21 protein-coding genes are annotated in these 26,700 nt (G+C 55.0%); 12 read left to right on the top strand and 9 right to left on the bottom strand.

The annotated features are described in order from the left end of the window. From ACESMW_RS14285 to ACESMW_RS14260, 6 genes are all read right to left on the bottom strand, one after another. On the bottom strand, positions 1–705 hold a 705-nt coding region (locus ACESMW_RS14285; RefSeq protein WP_372987689.1), incomplete at its 3' end, for a hypothetical protein. Then, positions 702–1,709, bottom strand: coding sequence for a DUF354 domain-containing protein (locus ACESMW_RS14280; RefSeq protein WP_372987688.1), 1,008 nt, complete (start codon positions 1,707–1,709; stop codon positions 702–704). The genes ACESMW_RS14280 and ACESMW_RS14285, both read right to left, overlap by 4 nt. Further along, complete coding sequence (locus tag ACESMW_RS14275) at positions 1,693–2,298, bottom strand: methyltransferase domain-containing protein (RefSeq protein WP_372987687.1); 606 nt, start codon at positions 2,296–2,298, stop codon at positions 1,693–1,695. The genes ACESMW_RS14280 and ACESMW_RS14275 overlap by 17 nt, the downstream gene beginning before the upstream one ends. 24 nt (positions 2,299–2,322) lie before the next feature. Further along, positions 2,323–3,198 carry a glycosyltransferase family 2 protein gene (locus tag ACESMW_RS14270; RefSeq protein ID WP_372987686.1) on the bottom strand — a complete coding sequence of 292 codons (876 nt, stop codon included), beginning with the start codon at positions 3,196–3,198 and terminating at the stop codon, positions 2,323–2,325. Then, a complete protein-coding gene (locus ACESMW_RS14265; protein WP_372987685.1) occupies positions 3,191–4,906 on the bottom strand; it encodes a tetratricopeptide repeat protein in 1,716 nt (571 codons plus the stop codon). Before ACESMW_RS14265 ends, ACESMW_RS14270 begins: the two co-directional genes overlap by 8 nt. Positions 4,907–5,179: 273 nt before the next feature. After that, positions 5,180–5,632 (bottom strand): pilin, encoded by a 453-nt coding sequence (locus ACESMW_RS14260; protein ID WP_372987684.1) that lies wholly within the window; start codon positions 5,630–5,632, stop codon positions 5,180–5,182. 434 nt (positions 5,633–6,066) lie between these two features. Between ACESMW_RS14260 and pilB the strand changes: the two genes are divergently transcribed. The 12 genes from pilB (at position 6,067) to ACESMW_RS14200 (ending at position 20,214) form a co-directional block, all read left to right on the top strand. Continuing rightward, positions 6,067–7,785: a type IV-A pilus assembly ATPase PilB gene (gene pilB, locus ACESMW_RS14255; protein ID WP_372987683.1), complete on the top strand. Its 1,719-nt coding sequence runs from the start codon at positions 6,067–6,069 to the stop codon at positions 7,783–7,785. A 2-nt stretch (positions 7,786–7,787) separates the two neighbouring features. Continuing rightward, positions 7,788–9,005 carry a type II secretion system F family protein gene (locus tag ACESMW_RS14250; protein ID WP_372987682.1) on the top strand — a complete coding sequence of 406 codons (1,218 nt, stop codon included), beginning with the start codon at positions 7,788–7,790 and terminating at the stop codon, positions 9,003–9,005. Between the two features lie 94 nt (positions 9,006–9,099). Continuing rightward, entirely contained in the window at positions 9,100–9,975 is an 876-nt protein-coding gene (locus ACESMW_RS14245) for a prepilin peptidase (protein WP_372987681.1), read from the top strand. 73 nt (positions 9,976–10,048) lie between these two features. Then, complete coding sequence (coaE, locus tag ACESMW_RS14240; protein ID WP_372987691.1) at positions 10,049–10,705, top strand: dephospho-CoA kinase; 657 nt, start codon at positions 10,049–10,051, stop codon at positions 10,703–10,705. 79 nt (positions 10,706–10,784) lie between these two features. Next, positions 10,785–11,783, top strand: a complete 999-nt coding sequence (locus tag ACESMW_RS14235; RefSeq protein ID WP_372987680.1) for a hypothetical protein — start codon at positions 10,785–10,787, stop codon at positions 11,781–11,783. 284 nt (positions 11,784–12,067) lie between these two features. Next, the gene (tsaA, locus tag ACESMW_RS14230) at positions 12,068–12,769 is read left to right on the top strand and encodes a tRNA (N6-threonylcarbamoyladenosine(37)-N6)-methyltransferase TrmO (RefSeq protein WP_372987679.1); all 702 of its coding nucleotides are present in this window, start codon (positions 12,068–12,070) and stop codon (positions 12,767–12,769) included. 157 nt (positions 12,770–12,926) lie between these two features. Next, the gene (locus tag ACESMW_RS14225; protein WP_372987690.1) at positions 12,927–15,164 is read left to right on the top strand and encodes a response regulator; all 2,238 of its coding nucleotides are present in this window, start codon (positions 12,927–12,929) and stop codon (positions 15,162–15,164) included. A 44-nt stretch (positions 15,165–15,208) separates the two neighbouring features. Further along, entirely contained in the window at positions 15,209–15,406 is a 198-nt protein-coding gene (gene yacG / locus ACESMW_RS14220; protein WP_092000867.1) for a DNA gyrase inhibitor YacG, read from the top strand. Continuing rightward, complete coding sequence (locus ACESMW_RS14215; protein ID WP_372987678.1) at positions 15,403–15,963, top strand: YfaZ family outer membrane protein; 561 nt, start codon at positions 15,403–15,405, stop codon at positions 15,961–15,963. Before yacG ends, ACESMW_RS14215 begins: the two co-directional genes overlap by 4 nt. Before the next feature lie 120 nt (positions 15,964–16,083). Further along, positions 16,084–18,261, top strand: a complete 2,178-nt coding sequence (locus ACESMW_RS14210; protein ID WP_372987677.1) for a hypothetical protein — start codon at positions 16,084–16,086, stop codon at positions 18,259–18,261. 89 nt (positions 18,262–18,350) lie between these two features. Next, a complete protein-coding gene (locus ACESMW_RS14205; RefSeq protein ID WP_372987676.1) occupies positions 18,351–19,280 on the top strand; it encodes a glucosaminidase domain-containing protein in 930 nt (309 codons plus the stop codon). Between the two features lie 40 nt (positions 19,281–19,320). Beyond that, complete coding sequence (locus ACESMW_RS14200; protein ID WP_372987675.1) at positions 19,321–20,214, top strand: acyltransferase; 894 nt, start codon at positions 19,321–19,323, stop codon at positions 20,212–20,214. 178 nt (positions 20,215–20,392) lie between these two features. Here ACESMW_RS14200 and ACESMW_RS14195 read toward each other — a convergent pair whose 3' ends face one another. The 3 genes from ACESMW_RS14195 to ACESMW_RS14185 all read right to left on the bottom strand — a co-directional run bounded on the left by ACESMW_RS14195 (position 20,393) and on the right by ACESMW_RS14185 (position 26,616). Beyond that, positions 20,393–23,083 carry a LuxR C-terminal-related transcriptional regulator gene (locus ACESMW_RS14195; protein WP_372987674.1) on the bottom strand — a complete coding sequence of 897 codons (2,691 nt, stop codon included), beginning with the start codon at positions 23,081–23,083 and terminating at the stop codon, positions 20,393–20,395. A gap of 284 nt (positions 23,084–23,367) precedes the next feature. Then, positions 23,368–24,729 (bottom strand): DUF1329 domain-containing protein, encoded by a 1,362-nt coding sequence (locus ACESMW_RS14190; RefSeq protein ID WP_372987673.1) that lies wholly within the window; start codon positions 24,727–24,729, stop codon positions 23,368–23,370. A 33-nt stretch (positions 24,730–24,762) separates the two neighbouring features. After that, a complete protein-coding gene (locus tag ACESMW_RS14185) occupies positions 24,763–26,616 on the bottom strand; it encodes a DUF1302 domain-containing protein (protein WP_372987672.1) in 1,854 nt (617 codons plus the stop codon). Positions 26,617–26,700 lie beyond the last annotated feature (84 nt).

Genomic DNA, 26,700 nt, shown 5'->3' with positions numbered 1-26,700 from the left:
CGGCGCCTGCATAGCAATTAACGCGGCACCTTCAAGAACACCAATATTTCCTGGTGTTACTTTTATAAATGAGGACAACAGAAGAAATAACGCCAACGCCATAGACAAAACAATACTTATTGGGCCTACCAAAACAAAGCACAACCAACTCATCATCAGGAAATGAGACAAGACTAAAATTGAGTCGGTAACTACAAATTGCCAGCTCAATTCATTTTTGAAGAAACCGAAAAGATATTTCAAAAAAACCAATATTATAAAGTAGGAAACTATCACGACAACAATTGAACGCTCGTCCAATTGAACGCCAAAAAAAATTGCGACTCCGACTAAAACGGAGGCAAAACCAACAAAGATCAAATTAAAAAACACAAGAAATAGCGACAATCTGGCAGAAAAACCGTAGTTTTTCTTCAAGTAGAAAAACAACCAAACACCGCCACCTTTTATCGGTATAATGTATCCGGCCAAGTTCATAGCAGCCGGGACGCATATTACGTCTTTCTTACTAAATAACTTTCCGGAGAATTGATAGACCAGATTAGAGTATCGAAGCCCTGTAATAATTGACAGAAGGAAATACAAGGCTATTGCTAATGCACCGTTAGGGGTAGAAAATAGATCCTTATCAAAATAGATATAAAGAAAAACCAATACAGAAAAGGCAATTAAAATCTGACCGGCCCGGACTGCTAAAGAGATCATGTCGTATTCTCAATTGCCTTTAGCAGAACAGAGTTAAAATCACCATACTTCTGAATCACCAAATTACGGTTTTCTAATATCCGAGATGCTTGAATTGATTGTTGGGACAGACTTTCGAGGATCGATTCAAATTTTTCAAAATCACTTGGATGACAGCCATAGGTGAGCCCCAAACTTTCCAATTCACTCAAATAGCTGAGCTTTTGAAAGAATGAACTAACACGCACTGCGGGAACGCCAAGACAGCCAGCCTCTGCAGTCATAGTTTGCGAATCGGTTAACACCAACTGCGCATGGGCTAGAATCTGATGCATATCTTCAATAGCCACTTCACTTTCTTTGAGCTCATCTGACGTAATCTGAGGAGTCGAAGGAAAGTAATGTTGAAGCCTTCTAATGTGCTCAATTGATAGACCTGACTCGCCAAAGTCATGATGAGCAGTAAGAGCAACTTTGCGAATGATTACATATTCATAAGGTTCAAAACCGTACTTTTTGACTACCGAGGGATCTCGTTTGAAGGTCTCCGCGGATAAATACGCCATTTCATGTAACGAATCATGAAGATAGCGCCTACTTCTAAAAAAACGATATTTTAGACATTTTGGATTAACTATAATAGACGACCAAGGATAAGCTAGAATCGCATGGAGAGGGATAACAGCATCATCATCTTCTTGAACGTTAATCGACTTCACTCCAAACAGTAATGATAAATAAGGTATAGATACGGAAGTGCCAATTGCAACGTCGAAACCATGAACTCTATGCAACTTTATAACCGAAGCTGTTCTTCTAACCCATTCGCAAAACAAACCAACAAACCCATTTCGTGGCCTCGAAATACAAACGTTCTGAATTCCATAGCAGGAGAGCAGGTCTAGTACGTAAGGCTTATCGCGCGACACAACCACTACCTTATGCCCTCTTGCTCGGAGCATAGGGATAAGATTTCGAAAAAGATGAACGTGCGCCGCATGACCAATATCAATTAGAACTTTCAAAGGGTTTTTCACCTACTGCAATGGTCTGATAACACCAGGGCCTGGGAAAAGGAACCAAGCCAAAGAATGGAACGGGAAAGCCACCACTCACCAGCCTGACATTCACAAACCCTTTCATTTCCATAATGCGAATTAACCACCGCTGGGGGATGAGCATTACATGCTCCGAGGTATAAAAAAACCGCCGCGAAAGCATCAGAGTTAACAATCTTTCGATAAAAGAATTTGGGTTTGGGGTCGAAAGAATCAGACGTCCACCTGGCTTTAACGCCTTGAAACATTCATCTAAGAACGAAATTGGATCCTCAAGGTGCTCAATCAACTCGCCAGCCATGATTACGTCGAACGAACAACCTCCATATTCTTGTATATAGCCGGATAGAGTACCTGAATAAACCTTTGTGTAGCCACTGACAAGTTCAAGGTCATCTGACTTCGGATCGATCCCAACAACCTCTTCTCCCGTTAAAAACGGGTTCGGACATTGGTGGAAGCCAACATCTCCAACAACTCCCCCCACTGCTTTGGCCATGAAGGCCATGCGTTTAAGCCTGAACTTTTCGTACTTAAGAGTTTTATTGGCGACCATCTAAATTAGGGCTCCCAGCAATTCTCACTTTGTATCTTTATAGATAAGGGCTGTGATTTGCTCGGACACAAGGCCGATCAAAAAAATCTGAACACTTGTAACGAATAACAGAGCGGACATATTAGTAAACACACCCATTGTCAGGTAAGTGTATAGATACCTCGCCAATCCGAGAAAAAAGCTCAGAGCGGCAATCGGCAAAAATACTTTCAGTGGGGAATAAAGCGTAGCAATTTTGAAAATGATAATAAGAAACCGAACCCCATCTCTGATCGGCCTTAGATGACTCTTCCCTCTCCTCTTGCTCACAGCTATTGGTACAAATGAAACGTTGAAGCCGCTTCGAAGGAATGCCATTGTGCTAGTTGTTGGATAAGAAAATCCATTCGGCAAGAGATAAATAAATTCTCGGAACTTGTCCGCTTTGACCGCCCTGAACCCAGAGGTTAAATCTTCAACAGGGAAACCTGTGACCTTAGATGCAAACCAGTTGTAGAAAGCATTCGCTACTCCCCGAGCAATATTAGCTTGACCTTTTTTGTTTCTTGAACCAACCGCCAGATCAGCTCCATTATTAATTTCGTCGATTAGCTTTGGGATATCTTCAGGATCATGTTGGCCATCGCCATCCATAAATACAATGATCTCACTTGACGCAACTCTAGCACCTGATTTCACCGCAGCACCGTTACCACGGCTTGTATGATGGGTTATAACCTTCACCTCATACTTCAACAATTCCTCTTTAGTGTTATCAATAGACCCGTCATTGACAACAATTATTTCAGAATTGGGAAATCCCTTTTTAAGCTGAGGTAAAAGAGTTACCAAAGATTTCGCTTCATTTTTAGCAGGAATAACAATACTTATATTTTGCCGATGATCTTCAACATTACTCACTTTTCGTCTCCCGATTCATCAGTTTTTTAATTGTCCTCTCAAGGGAGAGCAGTTCAGTAGAGCGGCTTGGTACGAAAACGTTGCGTTTCTCATTAGCCCGAGTTGCAGCATTTAACTTATCCAGCGCTTCGCTATATAGCTGTGCTGAAGCGAGCATCACTGCTGCCTTCAGGTTTAGATCAACGCTTGGTTGGTAGGTTATCGCTTGCTCTAGAGCTCTGATTGCCTGAGGAAGATTTCTTTGCCGTGCAAAATAATCCGACTTGAGCGAAAAATACTGCGCTGATCTTGTATGAGGCCAAGATGTAGCCTTTGAGTTCTTTTCTATCAAGGAAAACACTTCATCCAATGTGAAATCAATTTTTCCATTTGAGCAGACCAAATAGCCATCATGATCTGATAACCCGATAAGTTTTTTTATTCCATCCACAACTCCGTGCCTGAACTTTGTTGATCTCTTAAAATCCGAGATTGCTTTGAGAACGTCCCCATTGACATCCTCACCACACGTAACTCTGATCTTCCTTAAATGCAAGCCAATGGAATCAGGGTTGAGGTCTAGAGCCCTATCAACATGCTCAATGGAATTCTGAGGGAATCCTAAATTCTCTAGGTAAGACGAATATACGACTTTTGCTCGCACGGATTCTGGCGAATCCATTTCCCACTTTACAAAGAGTTGGCCGGGGTTAGCCCATGTAATTGATAAAACAAAAACACAAAAGCCCAAGTAAAACAAAACTGCAACTGAGCCTACAGAAAAAACCGAATCAATGCTCCTGAATTTTCGATAAAGGCTAGAAACTACAACAGCAGCTAAAAATAATAGCCCAATCCCTGGCAAATAATTTCGATGTTCAAAGTAGAGCTCCAAGGGGAGGATACTTGATTCCATTAGATGGAATACGAAAAACCACAGGAGCCCAAAAGAAAAATCAAATTTCCTTTTTTTCAAAAGATAGAAAAGAAGAGATATTGCAACTAAAAAGACAAATATTCTTATAATAAAATATGAAGAAAAATTAAAACTTTTGGCATTTTCAAACTGGCCATTAAAGAGATTAAATGCATCAACCTGAGGGATGATCAATTTCAGGATATAATCACCAAGCGCGGCAGCTTGGTAAAATAGTCTTTCCATAACCCCAAAATCACGGGCTGAATAACCTGCTCCCCAAACTCCATAAGAAAGGGTGAGACCTAAGCTTACGACCACTAAAGCCATTAAAAGATGCGCCGGCTTTAGAGACCCCAAGCCCTGAAAGGTTGGAGGTCGAAACCAAAACAACTCCAACGCGAATATAAATATAATTAATAATAAAGCATTTTCCTTGGAGAAAATTCCAAGAAATAACGAAAGAAGGGATATCAAAAACCAAATTAAATTACTCTCTCCAGCCAGCCGTCTCCGCCTTGCTATCAGATAAAAATAAAATCCGATAAGAATAAAAATCGCAGACAAAATGGCCATTCGCTGAACGACATAAAGAACCGTTGACACATTCATCGGATGGAGAAGCCATAGAGATGCCGAGAAAAGAGAAATATAAAAAGCTCGGCGCTCACTATAATTGAGCTCGTGTCTGGCAACATGGTATGCAACGAGGTAAACAAGGAGACCAACCAATAAGTGAAGCAGAAGGTTCGTCTTTTTGAAACTCCAAGGCACAGATGGCCAGGCGGCATCATTAAGCAGGAAACTTGCCATGGAAATTGGCCGTCCCGAGGGCCCGGCCCCATTACCAAAGATAAACCGCTGGGCTGACTCAAGATCGTGGACACCGCCGGAATACCCGAGGGGCTCGAGGTTTGGGTAATCGTCAAGAAGGAAGCTGCCTCCCAAGCCTGGCCAGTAGACAGCCAGAGTTATAAGGAAAGGAAGCACAAGTAGGAAGGGTCTAATCGCTTTCATTGAATCCACGAAAGAAGGGTGGCTATTGCCACCCTTTTCTAAAAACTTGGAATTGTCCTATCCCGGAACTTAACGGCAGTTAGCTGGCAGATACTTTGCAGCAACAGTGCCGCCATCGCAAGCCCACTGCACGCCTGTCACAGAACCAGTACCTTCAAAAACGATCGTGGAGGTATCCGGATCACCGAGATTGGTCAACGTATACTCGACAGTAGCTACAGTAGTCGTGATGGCGGTGCCGGCTGCCGGGTAGGCAATGCCACTAACATAGGTGCTTTGATCTGCGTTGGTGTTCACCCCAGCATCATTAGCATTCGCCGGCATTTCCCCCATGGTGGTGTAGTATTCAGAGATGGAAGTTTTCGCCGATGCCGCCATGGTGATAACTTCTGTCACTTTTGCGCGGATAGTGTAATCCTGGTACGCAGGAATAGCCACAGCCGCCAGAATGCCAATGATCGCAACTACGATCATCAGTTCGATAAGAGTAAAACCAGCCTGACCGTTCTTCATCTTTTGCATGTTAACTACCTCTAGGGTTGTCGATTTTTCGTTTTAAGCTCCGGGGCGGTGGAGCTTTGCCCCCTTTACCGCATTGAGCGTGACCGATATCAAGCAGGCATCGTGCCAATTGCAAGATAATGTTAAAAGGGGCGCAGTTTCAGTCGATTATAACGTTATGTGAAGCGCGTCACGCTGGAAATTGCCGTAGCTTTTGTGCCTTTTGACGTCAGTAGGTGACATTTTTTGTCAGGTCTTGAGCTAAGGTTGGATTTGAAATTGGGGTCAGATGAAGGTTTTCATCAGACCCCTTTGCTGGACTCCACTGCCAGTTTTCCGGAAGTTCTCGTGCCAGACTGAGAACCGTGATGCTTTCCAAAGAGCTCCCATACATCTAAACTCTTTTTTCATAAATTTACGATTCAGCGACTTATAACAATCTTCTCAGAGCACTTATGGCGAGTAGCAACCGAAACGTAACGCTTACGGGCCTGGCCCGCCGGTTTGTAGAAGACGGGCTTCTAGATGAGGCGACAGCGAAAGATGCTTTCCTTCAGGCTTCGCAGAACCGAATTCCTCTTATTACCTATCTGACTCAGAATGAACTGGCCAATAGCGCGAAGCTGGCATTCTCGGCAGCGATGGAATTCGGGATGTCAGTACTGGATCTCGATGCGTTTTTGCCGGAGATGTTGCCCGAGAAAGCCGTAGACGAGAAGCTAATCCGAAAGCACAACGCCTTGCCGCTCTATAAGCGAGGAAATCGACTTTTTATCGCAGTTTCTGACCCGACCAACATTCAGGCATTGGATGAGATCAAGTTCAACACTGGGCTGAGCACTGACGCAATTCTGGTAGATGACGCCAAGTTGCGGGCCGCAATAGACAAGTATCTTGAATCCCAGGACACGACCATGGGAGATCTCGAAGATGCTGACCTTGAAGGCGTGGAAACAGAAGGGGGCGACCAGGACGAGGACAAGGATGCGGTTTCCGCAACAGACGTCGATGATGCGCCAATCGTCAAGTACGTGAACAAGATGTTGCTGGACGCTATTCGCGGAGGCGCTTCAGATATTCATTTTGAGCCCTACGAAAAAGTTTACCGTGTTCGCTACCGCACTGATGGCATTCTTAAGGAAGTCTCACGCCCGTCGATCAAGCTTGCGCCGAAAATTTCAGCGCGGGTAAAGATTATGGCTCAGCTGGATATTTCGGAACGACGCGTGCCACAAGACGGTCGTATCAAAATGAAGCTGTCCAAGACCAAGGCCATCGATTTTCGCGTTAACACTCTGCCCACTCTTTGGGGCGAGAAGATCGTTTTGCGGATTCTGGACCCAAGCCAAGCCAAACTCGGTATCGATGTACTGGGTTACGAAGAGGATCAGAAACAGATGTACCTAGAGGCACTTGAGCAGCCTCAAGGCATGATTCTCGTAACAGGACCGACAGGTTCCGGTAAAACGGTTTCTCTTTATACCGGTCTAAACATCCTCAACACTGCGGAAAGGAACATTTCCACAGCAGAAGATCCTGCTGAAATTAACCTCGAGGGTATTAACCAGGTCAACGTCAACAATAAAGTTGGGCTCGGCTTCGCGGAGGCGCTACGCGCATTTCTCCGGCAGGATCCCGACGTCATCATGGTGGGCGAGATTCGAGATCTGGAAACCGCAGAAATCGCCATTAAGGCTGCGCAAACCGGTCACTTGGTACTCTCCACCTTGCATACCAACAGTGCGGCTGAAACCCTCACCCGCATGATGAACATGGGTGTGCCTGCCTTTAACATCGCCACCTCCGTAAGCCTGATTATTGCCCAGCGACTGGGACGCCGTTTGTGCAATAGCTGCAAGCAACCCGCAGACATCCCGAAAGATGTGCTTTTGAAGGAAGGGTTCACACAGGAACAAATTGATACAGGCTTCACGTTGTACCGCCCCAAGGGCTGTGATAAATGCAATGGAGGATACAAGGGCCGCGTCGGTATTTATGAGGTGGTCAAAGTTACTGACGAGCTGGCGAATATGATTATGGAAGAAGCCAGCTCCATCCAAATTGCAAAACAGGCTCAAGCGGAAGGTTTCAGAAATCTCCGAGACTCGGCACTCCTGAAGGTGATACAGGGCGTGACCAGCCTTGAAGAAGCCAACCGCGTGACGAAGGATTAAGCATGGCAGAAAAAGCGCAGAAGCTGGAATCGTATGTTTGGGAAGGTAAGGACCGAAAGGGCCAGAAATCCAAGGGCGAAGTTACAGGCCCAAGCCTGGCTCTGGTAAAAGCCCAGCTCCGGAAGCAGGGGATCATCCCGGATAAGGTCAAGAAGAAACCCAAGCCTCTCTTCGGTGGCAGCAAGAAGATCACACCCTTCGATATCGCGATGCTTACCCGACAGCTTGCGACGATGATGAAGGCAGGTGTTCCCCTGGTACAAAGCTTCGATATTGTGGCTGATGGCCTTGAGAACAAAGGGCTTCAAGAGCTGGTTATTTCAATTCGAAACGATATTTCCTCTGGCACAAGCTTCGCGGCCGCGCTTCGAAAGCATCCCAAACATTTCGATGATCTTTATTGCAACCTGGTTGATTCTGGCGAGAAAGCTGGTGCGCTTGAGCAGATGCTTGACCGAATCGCGACTTACATGGAGAAGACTGAAACGCTGAAGAAGAAGGTCAAGAAAGCCATGACCTACCCGATCGCAGTTGTTGTGGTCGCGATCGTGGTTACAGCCATTCTTCTTGTCAAAGTGGTGCCCCAGTTCGAAAGCCTGTTCCAGGGATTTGGTGCTGATCTGCCTGTTTTCACACAGTTTGTCATTGGAATATCGGAATGGATGCAACAATGGTGGTTCATCGTGCTGCTGGGGATTGTGGCGGCGATATTTTTGTTCCGTGAGTCGAAAAGACGATCCCAAAAGTTTTCGGACTTCATCGACAAATACATGCTGAAACTTCCCATCGTTGGCGAAATTCTTGATAAATCCGCGGTTGCGAAGTTTGGTCGGGTTCTCTCTACGACCTTTGCTGCGGGCGTACCTCTCGTGGATGCACTCGATTCCGTAGCCGGGGCGACGGGGAACGCCGTGTACCGAGATGCTGTTCTTCGTATCAAGAATGACGTATCGAGTGGTACCCAGTTACAGGCCTCGATGCGACAACAGGATGTTTTCCCGGTTATGGCGGTTCAGCTAACGGCCATCGGTGAGGAGTCTGGTAACCTGGACGATATGTTGAGAAAAGTTGCTGAGCACTATGAGGGCGTGGTTGACGACATGGTCGACAACCTGACTGCCCTTATGGAGCCGATGATCATGGCGGTTCTGGGCGTGCTTGTTGGCGGCTTGATTGTTGCCATGTACCTGCCGATCTTCCAGATGGGTCAGGTGGTTTAACCTCACAACAAAATAAAAATGGGGTCAGATGAAATCTTTCATCTGACCCCGACTTAACCCCTCCCTCTCCTCCTAAGCTCAATCAAGGCTCTCAATGCAGTTCCTCGACGTTTACCTCAACACCCCCTGGCTCCTCTACCTCACAGTCACTTTCGTTTCCCTCTGCATCGGCAGCTTTCTGAACGTGGTCATCCTGCGCTTGCCCAAGATGATGCATCAGGACTGGCGTTGCCAGTGTGAGGAGTTTCTGGAGGTTCCCGAGAAGCAGAGGAAGCAGGAAGAACCGGTTACGCTGTCCACGCCGGCGTCCACCTGCCCGTCCTGTGGCCACAAGATCCGGGCCTGGGAGAATATTCCGGTGATCAGTTATCTGGTGCTGGGTGGTAAGTGTGCTTCGTGCAAGACGCGGATTTCGCCGAGGTATCCGATCATCGAGGCGGTGACGGCGCTATTTTCGGTGTTGACGATTTACCTGTTGGGGCCAACAGAGGCGGCGCTTTGGGCGTTATTGCTGCTCTGGGCGCTGGTCGCGTTGACGGTTATTGATTTTGATACGCAGTTGTTGCCGGATAACATCACGTTGCCGTTGCTCTGGCTTGGGTTGGTGTTGAACTTCTTTGGGGTGCTGACTGACTTCACCAGTTCTTTCTGGGGGGCTGTGGTTGGTTATCTGTCGCTCTGGTCGGTTTACTGGTTGTTCAAGATTGTGACTGGTAAGGAAGGCATGGGGCATGGGGATTTCAAGCTGCTTGCGGCGCTTGGGGCGTGGCTTGGGTGGCCGTTGTTGCCGGCGGTGATTTTATTGTCTTCCGTGGTTGGGGCGGTTGTCGGGATTAGTTTGATGGTGTTCCGGAAGCATGGGCGGGAGGTGCCGATTCCGTTTGGGCCTTATTTGGCGGCGGCTGGGGTGCTTTGTTTGTGGTTTGGGGATGTTATTGTGGCGGCCTGGTTTGCTTATCTTGGGGTTTGAGTTGAGGCTGGGGTCTGAAGAAAGCTTTCTTCTGACCCCGTTTTAGGATCTAAGCATGAGTGGGAAAATCAACATGGGGTCAGATGGAAAGCCGGAGGCTTTTCATCAGACCCCTGAGTTAGGGCAGACTCCGGCTATTATCGGGCTTACGGGGGGGATTGGCTCTGGGAAATCTACTGTGGTCCGGTTGTTTGGGGATCTTGGGGTTCACTGGGTGGATGCTGATGATGTGGCTCGGGAGGTTGTTGAACCTGGTACCCCTGGCCTCGCGCAGATTGCTGAGCACTTTGGTCAAGACATCCTTACCGATGAAGGTACTCTGGATCGCGCGCAGCTGCGGCAGATTGTGTTTGCCAATCCTGAGGAGCGGACCTGGCTGGAGGGTTTGCTTCATCCGATGATTCGGGAAGAGCTGATCCGTCAGCTCAAACCTCAAGAGTATGCCCTGCCCTATGTGCTTTTGGTGTCTCCGTTGTTGCTGGAGACGGATCAGCATAATCTGGTCAGTAAAGTCGTTGTTGTGGATGTCCCGGTGGAGACGCAGGTTGAGCGGACGATGGCTCGGGATGCCAATGAGCGGGATCAGGTGGAGCGGATTATTGCGGCTCAGATGCCTCGGGAGAAGCGCTTGGAGAAAGCTGACGCTATTATTGATAATAATCGGCCCATGGATGATGTGGAGCGTCAGGTTCGTGAGTTGCACGAGAAGTTCCTGGTGGATTTTGACTGACTGTTTGCGCCGTTGTTGCCCGGCCGGGTTTCTGTCATTTCTGGTTTTTGCTTCCCTTCCCGGACACGCTGCGGAGCCGGTGTTTGAGGTCCATCAGCGTTCGGTTTCCGAGATTCTGGCCCCTGAGCAGCTGGGGCCTTCGTTTTATACGTTCTCTCCGGAGGCGTATTGGGCGGAGCCGGAGGAATCCTACTGGTTGACGTTTTCCAACTGGGTGTTGCGCCAGGAGCGTATTCAGGGGCCGCGGGTGCAGTCTCTGGGGGCCTGGGCGGATCGGACGCTTTCGGGGTCTGCTCTGGCACTGCCTAACAATGAAAGTTACCTGCGCTTGGGGTTTGCCACGGAATCCGAGTACAGCGATTTAGCGCAGTTTGAGCCGGAGGCCCGGTTCCGGCTGGATATTCCCACCGCCAAGCGCAAGCTGCGGATTGTTATCGAGAGTGAGAGTGAGGAGCTGATTCCGCTTGAGGAGCGGCAGCGGGACCGGCAATTGACAGAGCCTGAGCGGACGGAGACTGAGACCACCGGTGCACTGCGGTATCTGACCCGGATTGGCGATGCGATTAACCTTTCTGCCGATATCGGCGGGCGGTTGCGGTTTCCGCCGGATGCGTTCTGGCGTGTGACGGCTGGCAAGGGCTGGCAGCTGGATGAGGACTGGGCCGGGAGCTTGCAGCAGCGCATTTATTATTTCCATCAGGAAGGCTGGGGTTCCCGGACATGGTTCGGGGCCAGTCGGTATGTGGGGGATGACTGGCGGTTCCAGTCTTCCTCGGAGCTGGAGTATGTGCACTCGGACGAGAAGTTTCTGGCGGCGCAGATTTTCAGTGTTCGGAAGGCGCTGGATAACCGCTCGACGTTGGTTCCCCGGATTGGGGTGTTGGGTGAGAGTGAACCTGGGTGGCGAACGACATCGGCTTTTGTGGATCTGACCTGGCGGTACCGGTTGCATAGTGACTGGTTGTTTGGGGAGGTGATTCCGGCGTTGACGTTTCCGCGGGAGGAGAGTTTTAAGGATCGGGCTTCGGTGGTGTTGAGGGTTGAGATGTTTTTTGCTGGGACTATTGATCGGCGGTAGGTAACTCAGGGGTCTGATGAAGGCTTTCATCTGACCCCATCTTGGACCGCTAACTCGGGGTCAGAAGAAGGTTTTCTTCAGACCCCTGGGGGTTGGAAATTTAACTCGGGGTCAGAAGAAGAAAAGATTTCTTCAGACCCCTGGGGTGGGGGCTGAACTTGGGAGTAGATTCTAAAAAGGGGTCAGATGAACGAGTTCATCAGACCCCGGAGGTTGAAAGTGGGGTCAGAAGAACTAGTTCTTCAGACCCCGGCCTTGCCGCGACCCCGGGCGCCGATCTTAGCGTGACCCCTATTGCTATCACCCGGTCCTGCTTCAAGGACAAGTTCGGGGTGCCTCGGCAGCCGGGCTTAACCCGCCATGCTCATGCCGAACTCGTGATTCAGCCCCCCTACGATCGCGAGGATGCTTTTCGGGGGCTGGAGACGGCTTCGCATCTTTGGCTGATTTTCCAGTTTCATGAGGCGGTTCGGGCGGAGTGGAAGCCGGTGGTTCGGCCGCCTCGGCTGGGGGGGAACAAAAAGATGGGGGTGTTTGCCAGTCGCTCGCCGTTTCGGCCTAACAGTCTGGGGTTGTCGGTGGTTCGGAATGAGGGGCTGGCACGTCGGGATGGGCGGTTGGTGCTGCGGATCAGTAATCATGATCTGATCGAGGGCACGCCGATTCTGGATATCAAGCCTTACCTGCCGTTTGCGGATTCGGTGCCGGAGGCGGGTCTTGGGTGGGCGGATTCGCCGCCGACGGAGAGGCTCGAGGTGGTGTTTTTGCCGGAGGCGGAGCAGCAGTTGGCTGCCCTGCCCGCTGAAGACTATCCGGATTTCCGGGCGTTGATCGAGGATGTGGTGAGCTATGACCCCCGGCCGTCGTTCCGGCGGGGGCGGGATGAGGAGCGGATTTACGGGGCGCACCTGTACGATCTGAACGTAAGGTTCCGGTTTGTAACAGAGGGCGGCGAGAAGCGTGTCGAAGTTCTAACCGTCTGTTAAACTTCGGTGATTGATTTGTAGTCGACACAGGGAAGTCGCAATCTTGCACCCATACCGGTTTTTCAAGCGATTTGGCGTTCGGCCGCTGGCAGCGCGTCTGCTGGTGTATGTGCTGCTGTTCAGCCTGGTGCTTTCCCTGGCCGCCACCGGCGTACAGATGATCGGCGAGTTCGAGCGCCGCAAGAATGATCTGATCGGTACCCAGCAAAAAGCCGCCGAGCTGGTTTCCGGGAGCATGAGCAATAACATCTGGCTGATGAATTTCAGCGAGGTGGCCAACAGCCTGGATGACATGAAGGCAGTGCCGGCGATCCAGTTTGCCCGGGTAACCACCACCACGGGCGAGGAGTTCACCACCGGCACCCACCCGGACGGCAAGGTGATTTCCCAGACCATCCCCCTGATTTTTGACCGTTCCAGCTTCCAGCCTCCCCGGGAAGTCGGTAGCCTCACCGTGGTGTCTTCGGTTCAGCAGATCCACGATGAACTCTGGAAGACCGGCCTGCTGACACTGCTGTTTGTGACCGTGGTGGTGATGCTTGGCACCTTCGGATTGCTGCTGATTGTGCGGGCGACCCTGTCCCGACACCTGGAGGCCATGGCCGATTATGCCGCCCAGCTGAACCTGGACGCCCTGGTGGACCCGCTGCAGTTGCGCCGGAAGCCGCCGAAATCGCCTGATGAGCTATCGGAGCTGGAGCAGGCCCTGAACAAGATGCGGCTGCAGATCCTCGAGGACACCCGCTCGCTCCGGCAGACCACGATCCAGTCCCAGGGGGAGCGGGACGAAGCCGTTCGCGCCAACCACGCCAAGAACCAGTTCCTCGCCAACGTCAGCCACGAGCTGCGCATTCCGCTCCAGTCCGTTCTGGGTTACGCCAACCTGCTGACGGACACGCCCCTGGACCAGGAGCAGCGGGAATACGTGAACACCCTGCTCAATGCCTCCCAGAGCCTGTCCGCCATTATCAATGACCTGCTGGATATCTCCAGCATGGAGGCCGGCAAGCTGGTGCTGGAGGAGATTCCGTTCGATCTGCGGGAAACCCTGAACGATCTGGTGCACATGCTCGGCAGTCGGGCCCGTGAGAAAGGCCTGGCACTGGAGCTGCGCATTGACGAGAACCTGCCCTGGGCGCTGAAAGGCGATCCGGTGCGCATCCGGCAGATCCTGCTCAATCTGGTCTCCAACGCCATCAAGTTCACCGATTCCGGCCACGTGCTGATCAGCATCGAGGTGCTGGGCCGCCGGGATGACAAGGCGCGGCTGCGCCTGGCGGTGGAGGATACCGGCGTGGGCATCAACCCGGAGGACATTCCGCTGGTGTACGAGCCCTATGTGCAGCTCGGCCAGCAGTTCCAGCGCCAGCTGCCCGGCGCCGGTCTGGGACTGACCATCTGCCGCCAGCTGGTAAACCTGATGGACGGCTCTCTGGACCTGGAAAGCCGGCCCGGTGAGGGCTCCACCTTCTGGGTGGAACTGACCCTGCCGGTGGCGCCGGAAAGTGCCACCCGGGTGCGGCCGGACACCCGCAAGGTGAAGGGCAAGCATATCCTGGTGGTGGATTCCTACGAGCTGTCCCGCAAGATCACCCTGGAGATGCTGTCCCGTTACGAGGTGCAGATCGAGGCAGTGAAATCCGCTGGCGAGGCGCTGACATCCCTGCGCCAGGCCTCGGACAGCCAGCAGCCGTTCGATGCCATCATCCTCGATGGCTTTGTGCCGGATATGGACAGTGACCTGCTGTGCCGGCAGATCCGCAGCAACCCCACCTGGGCCGACATGCGCCTGCTGATCCTGTCGTCCAACCCGCAACGGGGCGATGCCGAGCATTTCCGCCAGGCCGGCGCCGATGCCTTCCTGAGCAAGTCCCTCCGGGAATCCTGCCTGATGCCCATCCTGAACCAGTTGTTCATGGATGCAGAGAAGGACGAACGCCGGTTTCTCACCCGGTTCTCTCTGCAGACGGTCACGGACACTTCCAAGCGCCGGGAACTGCCCTGTGGCCGGATGAAGGTATTGCTGGTGGAGGACAACCCGGTCAACCGCACCCTCACCCGCCGATTGCTGGAAAAACTCGGTTGCGATGTGATGACGGCGAACGATGGTGAGGCCGCCGCCAGCCTGTGGCAGTGGCATCCGTTCGATCTGGTGTTCATGGATTGCGTGATGCCCCGGGTGGATGGCTTCGAGGCCACCCGCCGCCTGCGGGAATGGGAAAAAGCCCACAACCGGACGCCGGTGCCGGTAGTTGCCCTGACCGCCAGCGCTATGGAGGAAGACGAGGAACGCTGCCGCCGGGCCGGCATGGATTCTTTTGTCGCCAAGCCTGTCAATATTGAAATGCTGCGGGCAGTACTGGAACAATACTGCACCGCATCGGCGGCCACCTGAGGAATGGCCGCCGGCCTTTTCGTCACCAATCTGAAAAAATCGCCATGTTTGTGCAATGCCCTACCTGCAAGCAATCCGTAGAATGGTCCGAAGATAACCGGTACCGGCCATTCTGCTCGGAGCGCTGCAAACTGATTGACCTGGGCGCCTGGGCCAACGAGGAATACCGGGTGCCGGCTGAAGATGAAGATTCTTTATCGGACGCGTACCAATTAACCGACAGCAAGAAGGTAGAAGAATGAGAATCTCAAGAGTTTCCCTGATGGCACTGACCCTGGCCGCTGCACCGGCTTTCGCAGGCGATGTGGACCTGAGCCTGACCAACGATTCCGTGAAGGGGCAGGTCAACTTCCTGGGCAACAACAGCGATACCCAGCTGGGTGCCGGCTACACCTACCATGAGGGCAGCCGCCACATCATGAACGTGGACTTCCACGCCCAGGGCCGCACTGCCCTTGGCAACCTGCCGACCACTGCTGGCATCGGTGTACGGGGTATCGGCTGGGATGACGACAGCCTGGACGGCGGCGCCATCGGCATCGGCGGCTTTGCTACCGTGAACGTGCCCCGGGTTCCGGGCCTGTCCTTCACCGGCGGCCTGCACTACGCCCCGGACATTCTGGCCTTCGGCGACTCCGAGGACATGACCAGCGTCGAGCTGCGCGGCAGCTACCGGGTGATCCGCAACGCCGAGGTGTTTGCCGGTTACCGTTACCTGAACACCGATCTGGATGCGCCGTTCCGTGGCGACGTGAACCTGGATGAAGGTGTGATGGCGGGTATCAAGATCTACTACTGATCGCCTCTACCCTCACAGGCGCCCGATCCTCCGGGCGCCTGTTTCGTGCCTTTCCTCACGATTTCCCTTCCTTACCGCTGCTAGACTGACAACCTGAATCTTCTGCACGGATTGTCAGACATGCATTTCAAGCACGGACTCTGGATTTCCCTGTCTGCCCTGTTACTGGTCGGCTGCGGCAGTGGCGAGGATGCCATCGACGGCGCCCGTTCCCAGACCAACGACTTTGCCACCTCGAAAAATCCCCTGGATGATTTCAGTTCCGGCAGCACCGGCGATTCCAGCAATGCCGGCGATCTGGCGGACAACGAGGTGCGGATCACCCTGGAGGTGCCCGGTGCAGTGGCCCCGGATGCGGAGGTGACCCGGCGCAATCTGCGGATCGTGCAGCCGGAAACCCTCAGCGTGTATACCACCAACACCTCCCTGCAGAATCTGGGCAGTGTGGACGTGACCACCCGGGAAGATGCCGAGGGCTTTACCATTATCGCCTTTCCGGACGGCCAGCCGCTGGCGCCCGATGTGGTGATCGAGGCCACCTACGGCAATGCCCGGATGCGGGCGTTCGCGGCAGACTCGGACCGGGATGTGAAGATCAATCCTTTCTCGGAATACCTGGTGCGCAATACCCTGGCGAGTTACACCCCGGGGGAGCTGGAAACCATCAGGGACTGCGTGAACGATGCCGGTGGTGAGCTGTGCCTGAACAAGTATGTCTGGTCCACCCTGGCAGACCAGGTGCACGATTTCGAGATCGATATCCCCGGCAACCTGAATGTGCCGGGCGCGCTGTCCCTGCTGGAAGGCCGGGCGGATTTTGCCCGTTATGTGGCCGCCATGGCCGACTATGCGCTACTGGATGAGAATTCGTCCGGCAAGATCAGCGCCAGCTCCGCCGATTACAACTCGGTGTTCCTGGGGGTGGAGCTCGGCCAGAGCTTTGCCGAGCCCAGTATCAGTGGCACGGGGCTCTGGGGTATGCGAACCGCTTATGAGGAACGCCTGGAGGACGGCAACGGCGTGGGCTACGTGTACCCGGCCCTGACGCTGACCAGCTTCGATGCCTTCAATATCAAGGTGACCTCCCTGGCCACGGACATTCCCTATGAGCGGGAGGTGCTGCTGCATTCCGAAGGCAATGAGTTTTTCCTGCGCGGTTCGGAGTTCTGGGAACAGAACACGCATTCCTCCTCCCCCGGTGCGGCGACGTTGTTAGGCGATACCCGCCTGCTGGCCGGGCGCGCGTTGTACCAGAGCATTACCGGCCGGGACAGCGCCCGGATTATTGGCTGGACCCGCAATCCGTATTACCTGGATGCGTTCACCAGTTCCCCTGCCGATACGTCTGTAGGACCGGATCGGGTGGTGGGAAGCTACTTCAGTGCCGGCAAGGCCATTGAGCTGGAGAGCGAGGGCGAGACGCTCAAGCGGGGACCGGTGCTGGAGAACCATTACCTCTCGGCGCTGGAGCTGAACCTGCTGCGGTCCGCGGCGGAGACGGAGTTTGATGCGGATGTGCTGGATAACCGGAGTTATAACGTGGTGTATCTGGCGGCACGGTTTGCCGCCGACACCACGCCGCTGGAACTGGAAGGCGGCCTGGGCACCTGGACGATCGATGGTGAGGGCAATGTAACCCAGGCACTGGAGGTGGAAACCGTGCGTCGCGACAACACCGGGACCGTCACCCGGGCGCCGGCCGCGACGGTCAATACCGACTGGTTGATCACGCCCCGCACCTCGATACTCAGCAATGGTGACCGGGACATCGGCCGGTTGAATCTGGATATTTCGATCCCGTCCGGCAATGAGGAGAAACCTGACGTCGGCGTGGGTGCCAGCACGCCTGCGGGCGCCTTCCTGGCGTTCAATCTGGACGACAGTCCGTTCGGGGATGGGTTGCTGGTGGCCGCCGCGCAGGCTGGCTCTGCGGCACCGGCAAGTGGCCGGTACCGGGTTCAGGGCGTTGCCATGGCAATCTCCGGCGGCAGCAACGAACTGCGCCACTTTGACAACGCCGAGCTGGTGATCAACGGTGCCACCGCCACCTTGGGTGGCGAGGCGATCTCGGTGGTCAATACCGTGAACGGCAATGAGGTGACCACGCCAGCAGAAATGATCGTGGATACCACGCTTGCCTATACCCAGACCGGTCCCGGCACCGTCTCCCTCACCAGTGGCAACCTGGTGCTGGACGGCTTCTACACGGACGATCACTCCCAGCTGTACCTCCGGCTGAACCGCTCGGGTACGGACTCCCAGGCCGTCGGGCTGCTGCTGGCGACCCGTATTCCCTGAGGCCACAGCGGGGCTCGGAAATCCCGGCGAGAGCCCCGCGCGTATTAACTGTTATAATCGTTGCCATATCCATTTTGACGAGAGGTTCTATGACTGCTGGTCGCCGGGCGCTGCTGTTCTTTATTCCGATGATTGCCTTTGCAATTGGCGGTGGTTTCTATATTCCGCCCGGAAGCTTTGGTGACAGAAACTATGACGGCTCTGAAGTGGCCCTTGGTGAACTACCTGCCCTCCCCGACTGGGCCGACGACCCGCTGCCGGACTTCTCCACCTACCGGGACACCACTGAGAAAAAGGCGGCGTTCTTCTCGTTCCTGTACCCGCGCATCGTGCTGGCGAACTCCCGGATCCTGCTGGAGCGGAGTTACCTGCTGCGGCTGGAGCAGAAAACCGAGCTGACTTCGACCGAAAAACGGTGGCTCAGTGACCAGGCCGAGCGCCTCAGGATTGAGGCTGCCACCGGTAGCCCCGAGCAGTTCAAGCTCCTGAAAAAGCGCCTGGATGTGATTCCACCCTCGCTGGTGCTGGCCCAGGCCGCCAACGAATCCGCCTGGGGTACGTCCCGCTTTGCCCGCGAGGGTAACAACCTGTTTGGTCAGTGGTGCTTCTCCAAGGGCTGCGGCCTGGTGCCTCAGAGCCGGGTGGAAGGAGCCAGTCATGAAGTGGCCAAATTCGCGTCGCCCTATCGCTCGATGCGGGCCTATATCCAGAACCTGAACCGGCATGAAACCTACCAGACCCTGCGGGACGTCCGGATGCAGGATCGTCGCTCCGAGAATCCCCTGTCCGGCCTGGAAATGGCGGAAGGCCTGCTTGGCTATTCCGAGCGCGGCGAAGACTACGTAAAAGAGATCCGGGCGTTGATCCATTACAACAACCTGGGCTTCTATGACGAAGACTTCCGGGATTCGGTGAGTGATCGGGCCCCGGCCGATCTGCAGCAACTGGCCTCCACCGACTCCGAGAGCCGTTTACTCCCGGGCCGTGCCTCTGCAACCGGAAACGCCACCGAAGGCTGACAGACACCGCTAACCCGCAACAAACCAGAGAACACACGGAATGCTTGATTTTCTGCCTGCGCCGCTGAAGGGGACTTTGGCGGCCCTGTCCATTTTGTTGAATACCCTGATCCTGTTCCCCTTCCTGCTGCTGTTTGCGCTGATCAAGCTGGTTATCCCGCTGACGGCGGCACGCAAGGCCTGCACCGTGGTGCTCAACAACATTGCCTGGGTGTGGATCGGGTTCAACAACCTGCTGATGGACATCCTGCACAAGGTGAAGTGGGACGTGCGCGGGGTGGAGAACCTCAGCCGTGAGCACTGGTATTTCGTGACCTGCAACCACCAGAGCTGGGCGGATATTCCCGCCATCCAGTACGTGCTCAACAGCCGCATTCCCCTGCTCAAGTTCTTCCTGAAAAAGCAGCTGATCTGGGTCCCTCTGCTCGGCATCGCCTGGTGGGCGCTGGACTTCCCGTTCATGCACCGCCACACCAAGGAACAGATCGCCAAACGCCCCGAGTTAAAAGGCAAGGACATCGCCGCCACCCAGGCCGCCTGTGAGAAGTTTCGCTATACCCCGGTGACCATTTTCAACTTCATGGAAGGCACGCGGTTTACTCCGGAGAAGCACAAGAGCCAGAACTCGCCCTATAAACACCTGCTCAAGCCCCGCGCCGGCGGGACGGCTTTTGTGTTCGGGGCCATGGGGGAGATGATTCATACCATGCTGGACGTGACCATTGTGTATCCCGACGGGCGCAACGGGTTCTGGGATTACTTGTGCGGGCGGATTCGGCGCATTGTGATTGATGTAAGGATGCGGGAAGTGCCGGAGCAGTTTCTGGGCATGGACTATGAGAACGACCGGGAGACGCGGGTGGCGTTTCAGCGGTGGGTTGGTGAGATTTGGGGGGAGAAGGATGTGCGGATTGGGGAGTTGAAGGCGGAGTGATTGAAATTGGGGTCTGGGGATACCCCAGGGGTCTGAAGAAATTCTTTCTTCTGACCCCATCTTTGACTCAGGGGTCTGATGAACTTGTTCATCTGACCCCACCTTGGACATCGAACTCGGGGTCAGAAGAAGGGACTTCTTCAGACCCCTGGGGCTGGCCAACCTGGCCCACCTTCTCTCAAAGCAGCCCCAGCTCGCGGGCCCTTACTATGGCCTGAGTCCTGGACTTCACCTCCAGCTTGGCATTGATGCGCCTGGCGTGGGTTTTCACGGTGTGCAGGGAGATATGGAGCTTGTCGCCAATTTCCTGGTTAGAGAGGCCTTTCGCGATGAGTTCCAGCACCGCCTGCTCACGGTCGCTGATGGGTTCGGCGAGGGTTTCGGCGCCTGCTGTGGTGGCTTTGATGCCGAACAGGTTGCCCAGGGCATCCTTGAACTTGCTGTCTTCCAGCTGGCCGTAGCTTTTCTCCATCAGTTCCTGGAGCTCCGCCCGCAGTTCGGTGAAGGGGCTGATGAAGTGTTCGGTGGCGGCTTCTTCGACTACGGCTGTCAGGACCTTGCGGGCCGGGTTCAGGCCTTTCTCTTCGTTCAGCAGAACAGCTTCCAGCAGGCGGATGTGCAGCTCGACGCCCCAGGGAATGGCCTTGCCGTAGCGCTCGCGGATGCCGTGGAGGGTTTCCCGGGCCCGGATGCCGTCGCCTCTCGTCAGGTCCACGCGCACCTGCAGGCAGTCGAGCAGGCCGGGCATCATGGGGAAAAGCTCCGGCACGCAGCCGCTGTCCCGGTAGGGCTGGAGTTTCTGGAGAGCCTGGACGGCGCTCTCGATCTGGTTCTGGGCCAGCCAGCAGGTGGCTTTCAGGGCTTCCAGAACCGGTACGAACAGGGATTCATCCACCTGCCAGGCGTGCATGGTGCGCTCGGCGCGGCCAATCCAGACGAAGGCATCCTCCAGTCGATTCTCGCCCCGGCAGATCAGTACCCGGATCGCCATGGCCAACAGCAGGCCCAGGTCCCGGGTCTGTTCGGCGTGTCGGCCACAGAGCACCAACAGGCGATCGGCCTCGGCGATACGGCCCTGGTGCCAGAGTACCAACACCAGGTTCAGTTGGAGGCGGGTTTCGCCTATGCGGGCTGGCCTTGCCAGTTCCTGCATGGCGGTATCCAGGCCGGTCCGTAGCAGTTGTTTGGCATGCCGAAGTGCCCCCTTCCCGAGCTCAATGCGGGCATGGGAATACACCGCCAGCGCCTCGGAACCGGAATCCCCCGCTTCTCTGGCCAGGCGCGCGGCAGCCCGGTTGGCTTCCCGGGCTTCGGTAAACTGCCCGGCGGCACACAAGGCGCTGGAGCGCACGATCTGGGTCACCAGCTGGCCCTGGGGCGACAGATCGCCATCATTCAAGGCCCTATCCGCCATTTCCAGGGCCGGCTGCACCTTGCCCTCACCACGGAGGATAAAAGCCTGTAGGGCGGCGATGCGGGCTTTGTGTTCTTCCCGGTCGTCCTCGGAGAGATCGTCCAGCAGCGCCCTCGCCTGCTTGAACTGTCCCCCGATGGCATGAACCCAGCTGTATACGATCCGAAGGCGGGCGCTGCGTTCGAGCAAGGTCACCGGCAGGCTTTTGCGTAATCGCAGCAGCGAGGCGGTGTCCTGGCCCAGCAGCAAGGCCTCGGAGCCCTCCGAAGCAATCCGGATGACCTCGTCGCCATTTCCTGCCAACAGGGCATAACGCAAGGCTTCCGGGAACTGCTGACGCTCGCCGAACCAGCGGCTGGCAATGGTCATCCGGGCTTCGTATCCGGTCATCGGGGACGTGCGTAGCCATTCCTGCATCAGGGGGTTCAGGCGGTACCAGCGGCCACGGCCCGGCATGGGCCGGATCGGCAAGCCCTGTTCAAACACCTGGGAGGGCAACAAGGCGACCTCCGGAAGCGCCGACTGGAGCGCCAGGAGCAGTTCGTCCGAGCAGAGTTCGAGTTCGGCGATGGCCCGAACCGAGCGGACCTGCCCCGGCGTCAGTCCGCCCAGTACCGAGTCCTTCAGGAAACGCTCCACACTCGGACTTTCCTGGATGGGTTTGCGCTCCAGCTCGCGCTGCACCTCACGACGGTACAGGGCCAGCGGCGTGGCCCAGCCTTCGGTGAGATCGTACAGGTTATCGACTGCGACACTGGTCAGTTTGTTAGCCGCCAGCTCCTGGTTGAAGAAGTCGAAGGTTTCCGGGCGGGAAAATTCGAAAACCGAAGGACCGAGGCGCGTGAACCGGTTTTCAAGCTCAAGGGCGTGGGTTTCAAACGGCAGACCACGGCGGGAAATCAGCACGACACACAGGTTGGCAGGCAGGTCTTTGGCCAGCTGTTGCAGTAGAGGGGTTACGGCGGGATTGCTCAGGCTGTGCAGGTTATCCAGTACCAGCACCTGCATTGCGCCATCCGACTGCCGGGCATGGGCTACAAGCATCATGGCAAGCGCATCGGAAAAACCGGCGCCGCCCTGCAACGCGCTTTCCAGCGCTTCTGGCATTTCAAAGGCCATGGACAGCAGGGTCAGGAATCGGGTGGGTGCGTTATCTTGGGGCGTCAATGAGACCCAGCGGAGTTCGTTGTCACTGGCATAGCGGTTGCCCAGGGCACTGAGGACGGAATGGGATTTTCCGTACCCGCTGGGGGCTTCGACAAGAACCGCATGGCTGGGTGATATGGCCTGGCTGATCCACTCATCGACGACTGGTCGGGCGAGCATATCGCTCGGTATCGATGGTACCCGGACGCGCTGGCGAAGAAGATCGCGCACCAGCTCCCCACGCTGGAGGCCGTTATTGGCAGACTGAAATTCGTCGTTGGCGGCCTTGCCGTCACTGAATGGTTTCACACACTGCCCCGCTGACAACCGGCCGGACGGCAAACGTCCTGTGCCGCAATTGGAAGAATCCAATGACTTTTGAGTGACGACCTGCTTTGGGTACGCCTTTAGTATGAGTGGAAGGTTAAACCAAGAGGGGGTTGGGCTGCAAAGGTTTGGGGTGTGGGATGGGGTTGGCGGCTGGCACTGGGGTCTGAAGAGCTCGCTCTTCTGACCCCGAGATAGAGTTAAAGATGGGGTCAGATGAACGAGTTCATCAGACCCCTGTGCAAGACCCCTGTGCCAATACTCCCTTAACGGGTTCCCGCGCGGCGCAAGGCGGCGGGGGTGTAGTCGCGGGAGCGGCGGTCGATGCCGAAGGTGTACGGGTTCTCTTCCTCGTTGGTCAGGCCCAGGGCCAGGTAGCGACCGGAGAGGAGGTCGTACAGGGTTTCGATGGCGTACCAGGGTACGGTCTGGTCATAGAACTGGGCGGCGTGGGCTTCGGCTACACGCCAGAGCTCGCCTCGACCGTCGAAGTGGTCGATGACAGAGGCCTGCCAGCTGTCTTCGTCGATGAAGAAGTCACGCTGGGCATAGATGTGGCGCTCGCCTTCCTTGAGGGTTGCGCGCACGTGCCATACGCGATGAAGCTCATAGCGGGTGAAGTCCTGGTTGATATGGCCGGCCTTGATGATCTGGTCATAGGTCAGGTCCGGATCCATCAGCTTGTAGGAGTTGTACGGAATGTACATTTCCTTCTTGCCCACCAGCTCCCAGTTGTACTTGTCCGGAGCGCCGTTGAACATATCGAAGTTGTCTGACGTACGCATACCATCGGACGCAGTACCCGGACCATCGTAGGCAACCTGCGGTGCACGGCGCACGCGGCGCTGGCCGGCGTTGTAGATCCACGCCCGACGGGGCTCGGCGACCTGGTCCAGGGTTTCGTGAACCAGCAGCACGTTACCGGCCAGGCGTGCCGGCGCGGTGATGGCCTGGCGGAAGTAGAACAGTACGTTCGCATCCTCGCCCGGGCTATAGTCCTCGAGGTAGGTCCGCCAGGTCAGCTCGTCCTGGAACCGGACTACGGAGAAATCACCACCGGCGGTCGGTGTTACCTGACCGACGTTACGCTGGACCGAACCACCCCGATAGCGGGTGATGTGGTTCCAGATCACTTCCAGGCCGTTCTGTGGGATCGGGAAAGGCGTCGCGCTCTGGTAGTTGCCCAGTCCGTTACCATCCTTGATCAGCTCGGTCTTGGTGGCATTCTCGACTGTTTCTTGCATCACATCGTCAGGATATGTCGCGGTGCGATGGGTCTCGTACACCGGCATGAAGTAGTCATCGTACTTCTTGATCATCGCGACCTGGCCAGGCGACAGGTTGTCGGCGTACTGGTCCACATTGCTCTGGTCAATGACAAACTTGGGCTTCTCGTTCGGGAACGGGTTCACATAGATACCGTCACCCTTGTAGCCCGCCGGCGGGGTCTTCAGGCCGCCGTCCCAGGCAGGGATGGCTCCGCCATTACCTGCCTTCTCGGCCCCTATAGGCGTCAGGGAGTCGCCCAGCTTGGCCGCCTCGGCCGCAGAAACCGCACCCCAGGCCTGGCCGGCAGACAGACTGGCAGCCAGGATACCTGTGGTCAGTAGTTTCTTGTTCAGTCTCATTTAGGTTTCCTCGTCAGACGAATTGTTTCCGGATCAGAAGGAGTACGAAACGCTCGCGCTCACAAAATCTCGGTCAGTCAACTCGTTATACGGCTTCCCGCCGAAAAAGTTTGTATAACCGATATTACCGGTAATCCTGTTCTGGTACACCGCCTGCAGTGACAGGCCGATCGCCTTGCTACCCTCGTTGAAGGCGCCACCCGGCTGCGGGCTGTAACCTTCCACGTCGTGGCTCCAGGCCAGCTGCGGCGACAGGTTGATACCGGCGATCGCGTTCGGGTAGTCCCACACGAAACGGGCACGGTAGCCCCAGGAGAAGTCGGTGGTAAAGCCCTCGTTCTCACAGTAGTTGGTATTGATGTTCACGCCCAGAGCACAGGCATCCAGGCCACCGGCACTCGGAATCGGGCCCACACCAAACGTACCGGAACGTCCGTAACGAGCCTCGTCGTAATCCGGGAGGTCGTGCACATAGGTGGCGCCAAATTCGGTAATCAGCGAGAGACGGCTTGCGCCCATAACCTGGTCAAAGAACTTGATCAGAGTAAACTGGGCTTGCGACACACCGTACTCATCGTAACCTTTTACTTCAGATCCCGGTGGAATCTCACCCCCGAACTCTTCCTTACGCGCTATCTCAAGAAGGCTCACGTCAGTCCCGTCAATCGGGTTATCCAACTGGAGGCCACCATAGATCAGCTCGAACGCGTTCCACTGGAGGGGCATCTTGTCGCGGTAAGAGTATTCCGCACCCAGTGACCAGCCACCAGGGGTCGTGGTGTTGATGCTGATACCGTACAGATTGATGTTTTCCGGGTACTCAATATAGTAAGAGGGGAAGCTCTCGCCTACATCCTTGACCGTACCGCTGACATACGGCAGACGGCTGTTGTATTTGATGTAGTAAAAACCAAGCTCGGAATCATTCAAGGCCGGCACATACCACCGCATGGCCACGCCGAACTGGTCTTTCTCATCCGCCTCCTTGTCGCCAAGACGGGGTGCTATAAAGCCCTGAGCATAAGCCTGGGAATCCGGCAGCTGTCCAGCCAGCAGTACCGGACCACAGCCGTCGGCAGCAAAGTCGTTGGTCGAGAAGAAAGTACCACAGTCGTCCGGACGGACCGGTTCCCAGTCAGTCTGGACAAAGGTTTCCAGGGTGATGTTCTGGGTGACACCGGCGGAGGCATAGAACATTTCCACCGGCAGCAGTGCGTCTTTCAGCTCGGACCCCGGTGCCCGGAAGGCCGGTACGTCGACCGGGTTGATGGTGTTGATACCACCCTGGATGAAGGTGCTCTCACCCCAGCTCAAAACCTGTTTGCCGTAGCGCAAGCTGACCGGCACATTGCCGAAATACCAGTCGGAAAAGACGTAGGCGTCAAGGAATTCACCGCCTGAGGCGTTATCCTTGGCATCCGGGTTGAGTTCACGCTGCTGGCCGACGTAATCCACGGCGCGACTTTCGTCTTTCAGTTCGAAGTCGTACCAGTAACGGCCACGGACGAAGCCACCGACGCGGGTCAGGGTATCGCTGTCCACCGCGTAATCCAGGAACAGCTCACTGTTGCCTTTGACGATCTTGGAGTAGGTGTCGCCGCTCTCGAAGTTCAGGTTGCCGTCATCGTAGTTGTTGGTTGAGGCACCGATATTCTCCAACTCTCCGCCGGGGGCATACTCGGGACCCAGGTTACCCTGGGCGATCAGCCGCTTGTCCCGATCCTCAACCCGCCATCCGGCACCAGCTGACAGCGTCGTATTGAACTGGGCTTCCACATCTCCCATGTAAAACGAATAGGCGGAAGCCTGGCCGGCGGCACCGGCGGCAATCGCCACGGCCAGCGGTAGTTTGGTCCAACGCTGCCATTGATGAGTTTTTCTTGTCATTGGAAGGCTACTCCATTGTTGTTCTGAGTCGCTGCTCTGATTATTGGTGTTCACGATGTATTGGAGGCTTCATGCACAGTGCTC

This window comes from Marinobacter sp. (genome assembly GCF_041690455.1).
Taxonomy (GTDB): Bacteria; Pseudomonadota; Gammaproteobacteria; order Pseudomonadales; family Oleiphilaceae; genus Marinobacter.
This window is presented reverse-complemented; position numbering and strand designations above follow the sequence as displayed.

Excerpts from the sequence above, each read along its gene's own strand:
- ACESMW_RS14275 (WP_372987687.1), bottom strand. The coding sequence starts at position 2,298 with ATGGTCGCCAATAAAACTCTTAAGTACGAAAAGTTCAGGCTTAAACGC.
- ACESMW_RS14260 (WP_372987684.1), bottom strand. The coding sequence starts at position 5,632 with ATGCAAAAGATGAAGAACGGTCAGGCTGGTTTTACTCTTATCGAACTG.
- ACESMW_RS14190 (WP_372987673.1), bottom strand. The coding sequence starts at position 24,729 with ATGAGACTGAACAAGAAACTACTGACCACAGGTATCCTGGCTGCCAGT.
- ACESMW_RS14245 (WP_372987681.1), top strand. The coding sequence starts at position 9,100 with ATGCAGTTCCTCGACGTTTACCTCAACACCCCCTGGCTCCTCTACCTC.
- pilB (WP_372987683.1), top strand. The coding sequence starts at position 6,067 with ATGGCGAGTAGCAACCGAAACGTAACGCTTACGGGCCTGGCCCGCCGG.
- ACESMW_RS14265 (WP_372987685.1), bottom strand. The coding sequence starts at position 4,906 with ATGGCAAGTTTCCTGCTTAATGATGCCGCCTGGCCATCTGTGCCTTGG.
- ACESMW_RS14210 (WP_372987677.1), top strand. The coding sequence starts at position 16,084 with ATGCATTTCAAGCACGGACTCTGGATTTCCCTGTCTGCCCTGTTACTG.
- yacG (WP_092000867.1), top strand. The coding sequence starts at position 15,209 with ATGTTTGTGCAATGCCCTACCTGCAAGCAATCCGTAGAATGGTCCGAA.
- ACESMW_RS14250 (WP_372987682.1), top strand. The coding sequence starts at position 7,788 with ATGGCAGAAAAAGCGCAGAAGCTGGAATCGTATGTTTGGGAAGGTAAG.
- ACESMW_RS14215 (WP_372987678.1), top strand. The coding sequence starts at position 15,403 with ATGAGAATCTCAAGAGTTTCCCTGATGGCACTGACCCTGGCCGCTGCA.
- ACESMW_RS14225 (WP_372987690.1), top strand. The coding sequence starts at position 12,927 with ATGATCGGCGAGTTCGAGCGCCGCAAGAATGATCTGATCGGTACCCAG.
- ACESMW_RS14200 (WP_372987675.1), top strand. The coding sequence starts at position 19,321 with ATGCTTGATTTTCTGCCTGCGCCGCTGAAGGGGACTTTGGCGGCCCTG.
- ACESMW_RS14205 (WP_372987676.1), top strand. The coding sequence starts at position 18,351 with ATGACTGCTGGTCGCCGGGCGCTGCTGTTCTTTATTCCGATGATTGCC.
- ACESMW_RS14185 (WP_372987672.1), bottom strand. The coding sequence starts at position 26,616 with ATGACAAGAAAAACTCATCAATGGCAGCGTTGGACCAAACTACCGCTG.
- coaE (WP_372987691.1), top strand. The coding sequence starts at position 10,049 with ATGGGGTCAGATGGAAAGCCGGAGGCTTTTCATCAGACCCCTGAGTTA.